This is a genomic window from Agromyces sp. NPDC055520, from assembly GCF_053619715.1.
Genome location: NZ_JBSHJY010000085.1, coordinates 1 through 3685 on the forward strand (window position 1 = coordinate 1; position 3685 = coordinate 3685).

Genomic DNA, 3685 nt, shown 5'->3' on the forward strand with positions numbered 1-3685 from the left:
GCCAAGTACGGGGTGCTGCCCGAGCAGTACGTCGACTTCGCCGTGATGCGCGGCGACAGCTCAGACGGGCTGCCGGGGGTGGCGGGCGTCGGCGAGAAGACGGCGGCATCGCTGTTGCAGGAATTCGTCGACCTCGACGGCATCGTCGAAGCGGCAGCGGATGCCTCGGCGCCGATGTCTGCGGGCGTGCGGGCCAAGCTCGCGGCCGCCGCCGACTATCTCGCCGTGGCGCCGACCGTCGTCGAGGTCGTGCGCGACCTCGATCTCGGCGAGTTCGACTCGCGTCTGCGGCCGGTCACCGGCGCCCACCGCGAGGCGTTCGAGGCGCTCGCGACGGAGTGGAACCTCGGCGGCTCGGTCGCGCGCGTGCTCAGTGCGCTCGACGGGCGAGCAGCGCCCGGCCGGTGAGCCCGATCGCGGCGACGACGACGGCCGCGATGATCGGCGGCACGACGAGATTCGAGTCCGACAGCGCCATGCGGAACACCCCGACGGCGTAGTCGACCATCTCGCCCGGGTACTTCGCGAGCACGCGCGTGCCCGTCGCGGCCGACACCGCGGTGATGAGCGTGGGCCCGACCCAGAGCATCGCGAGGCTCGCGATCGCGGCGACGATGCGGCCGATAGTGTTGACGCCCGCCCAGGCGATCGCCGCGCCCACGAGCACGGCGGGCACCCAGCGCACCGCGTCCCACAGCCACGTCGGCTCGCCCGCGAATGCGGGGCCGCGCGGGGCGAGGAGCAGGTGCAGCCAGCCGGGCGAGAGGATCGCCGCGATCGTGAAGCCGATGACGGCGCCGGCGCGCGGTGCCCGGGCGATGAGTGCGAGCACGCCGACGCCGACGGCGGTCGCGAGGATCGCGACGCCGGTGACGGCCGTGAGGTAGAGCGTCGACCAGTCGTCGTCGCGGAGGCCCCCGCCGGTGACGACCGAGGACTGCGCGATCGCAACGGCATCGACGAGCAGCACCCCGACGAGCAGCATCGTGAAGCCGCGGCGCGGCGCGCGAGTGCGGGTCGCACGCGCCACGAGCCCTGCGACCGCGGCGCCGATCACGATGAGCGAGGCGATGAGCGAGAGGAAGTACTGGCTGAACGGCAGCAGCACGAGCGGCATGTCGTCTGGCATCGTCTCGGTCGCCCAGAGGTTCTGCAGCGGCAGACGCATCCCCGTGATGAACCACGGCACGAGGCCGAGCGCGGCCGACGCCACGCCGATCAGCAGGAGCTGCCACGAGCGCATCGGCCGGGCCGGAGTACGATCGCCCGAGGTCGGATCGAGCCCGGACACGTCGGGGGAGTGCTGCACGTCGATGTTCGCTTGACTCATCGCCACCTCGCTCGTCGGCCGACCGGGTCGGACACGACCGGGCGGGTGCGACCACACTACGCCGTGCCCACGACACGCCTGTGTGCCGGTGCTGGCGGGAATCTTTCGCTTCATGGCATTCTGGCCGCATGACTCGCGCGACCCGCCGCAATCACCGCGTCGCCGTGCTCGTGCTGCCGGGGGCGAAGCCGCTCGACGTCGGCATCCCGGCCCAGGTGTTCACGACCCGCGAGAGCATGCCCTACGAGGTGCGCGTGTGCGGGGCCGCGCCCGGCCTCGTCACGGGCGGCGACGGTCTCTCGTATCACGTCGCCGACGGGCTCGACGCGCTCGAGTGGGCCGAGACCGTGTTCATCCCGGGGTACCGGCACCCCGATCGCGACGAGCCGCCGGCCGCGGTCGTCGATGCGCTGCTCGCGGCGCACGGACGCGGAGTGCGCCTCGCGGCGATCTCGACCGGGGCGTTCGCGCTCGCCGCGACCGGGCTGCTCGACGGTCGCCGGGCCACGACGCACTGGCACTACACGCAGGCGCTCGCCACGCGGCATCCACTCATCAGTGTCGACACGAACGTGCTGTTCGTCGACGAGGGCGCCGTGCTCACGAGCGCCGGGGCGGCATCGGGCATCGACCTCTGCCTGCACCTCGTGCGTCGCGACCACGGCGTCGCCGTCGCCAACCACGCCGCGCGGCGACTCGTGGCCGCACCGTACCGCAGCGGCGGGCAGGCGCAATACGTTCCGCGCAGCCTGCCGCCCGAGCTCGGGCCGGTGTTCGCGGCGACGCGCGAGTGGGCGTTGCGCCGGCTTCACGAACCCCTCACCCTCGAGGCGCTCGCCCGCAACGCCAACGTCTCGCCGCGCACCTTCTCGCGCCGCTTCGTGGAGGACACCGGGTACACGCCGATGCAGTGGGTGCTGCGGGCGCGCGTCGACCTGGCGCGCGAACTGCTCGAGCGCAGCGACCTCGGGGTCGAGCAGATCGCCGCGCGCGCGGGTCTCGGCACGGGGGCCAATCTGCGGCTGCACTTCCAGCGCATCCTCGGGGTCTCGCCGAGCGAGTACCGGCACACCTTCGCGGCGGGGGAGTGAGGGCGAGGCGAGGAGCACGGGCCCAGACGCTGGTGTGGGCGGGACGCGGGCTCAGGCGCGGGCTCAGGCGCGGGCTCAGGCGCGGGCTCAGGTTCGGGCGCGACGATTGGCGCGATCCTTGCGAACACTGGCGTGCCAGCCACTGCCGCACGGTCGTCGTCGCCGCAAAGGTGGAGGTAACCGGATTGAAGGGAACCCCTCCGCCATGACCACCCGCATCGCCATCAACGGATTCGGCCGCATCGGCCGCAACGTGCTGCGCGCCCTCGTCGAACGCGACGCCGACGTCGAGGTCGTCGCGGTCAACGACCTCACCGCCCCCGACGTGCTCGCCCACCTGCTGCGCTACGACAGCACTCTCGGCCGCTTCGGCCGCCCGGTGTCGGTCGACGGCGACGTGCTCGTGGTCGACGGTCGTCGCATCCGCGTGCTCGCCGAGCGCGAGCCCGCCAAGCTGCCGTGGGGCGAGCTCGGCGTCGAGATCGTGCTCGAGTCGACCGGTCGCTTCACCTCGGCCGGCGCCGCGCGGGGCCACCTCGAGGCCGGCGCCCGCCGCGTGCTCGTCTCCGCGCCGTCCGACGGCGCCGATCTCACGATCGCCTACGGCGTGAACCACGCCGAGTACGACCCGGCGAAACACGTCATCGTCTCGAACGCCTCGTGCACGACGAACGCGCTCGCGCCGCTCGCAAAGGTGCTCGACGACCTCGCGGGCATCGAGCACGGCTTCATGACCACGGTGCACGCTTACACGCAGGAGCAGAACCTGCAGGACGGCCCGCACCGCGACCTGCGCCGCGCTCGCGCCGCCGGCGTGAACATCGTGCCGACCTCGACCGGCGCCGCGAAGGCCATCGGCCTCGTGCTGCCGGGTCTCGAGGGCAAGCTGCAGGGCGACTCGATTCGCGTGCCCGTGCCGGTGGGCTCGATCGTCGAGCTCAACACCACGGTCTCGAACGAGGTCTCGCTCGACGAGGTGCTCGCTGCCTATCGCGCCGCCGCCGAGGGGCCGCTCGCGGGCGTGCTCTCGTACGTCGAGGATCCGATCGTCTCGAGCGACATCGAGGGCGACCCGCACTCGTCGATCTTCGACGCCGCACTCACCCGCGTGCACGGCCGGCACGTGAAGGTCGTCGCCTGGTACGACAACGAGTGGGGCTTCTCGAACCGCGTGGTCGACTCGTTGGGCCTGCTCGCGGGCTGAGATTCGAGCGCTCGTTCCGTCCGGCCGGGTCGACCGGGCAATGAGAACGGGGGCGGATGC

The 3685-nt window shown here is 72.4% G+C and carries 4 protein-coding genes; 3 read left to right on the top strand and 1 reads right to left on the bottom strand.

The features are described 5' to 3' along the window. Positions 1 to 408: 5'-3' exonuclease H3TH domain-containing protein (locus tag ACWGST_RS16925; RefSeq protein WP_452047834.1), on the top strand; the 408-nt coding region annotated here is incomplete at its 5' end. Here the strand turns inward: ACWGST_RS16925 and ACWGST_RS16930 are convergent. Continuing rightward, entirely contained in the window at positions 371 to 1330 is a 960-nt protein-coding gene (locus ACWGST_RS16930; RefSeq protein ID WP_452047835.1) for a hypothetical protein, read from the bottom strand. The genes ACWGST_RS16925 and ACWGST_RS16930 overlap by 38 nt on opposite strands. Before the next feature lie 128 nt (positions 1331 to 1458). Here ACWGST_RS16930 and ACWGST_RS16935 point away from each other — a divergent pair, with 128 nt between their 5' ends. Then, the gene (locus ACWGST_RS16935; RefSeq protein ID WP_452047836.1) at positions 1459 to 2421 is read left to right on the top strand and encodes a GlxA family transcriptional regulator; all 963 of its coding nucleotides are present in this window, start codon (positions 1459 to 1461) and stop codon (positions 2419 to 2421) included. A 205-nt stretch (positions 2422 to 2626) separates the two neighbouring features. Then, on the top strand, positions 2627 to 3625 hold the full coding sequence (gene gap / locus ACWGST_RS16940) for a type I glyceraldehyde-3-phosphate dehydrogenase (protein WP_452047837.1): 999 nt from the start codon (positions 2627 to 2629) through the stop codon (positions 3623 to 3625). Positions 3626 to 3685: the final 60 nt, after the last annotated feature.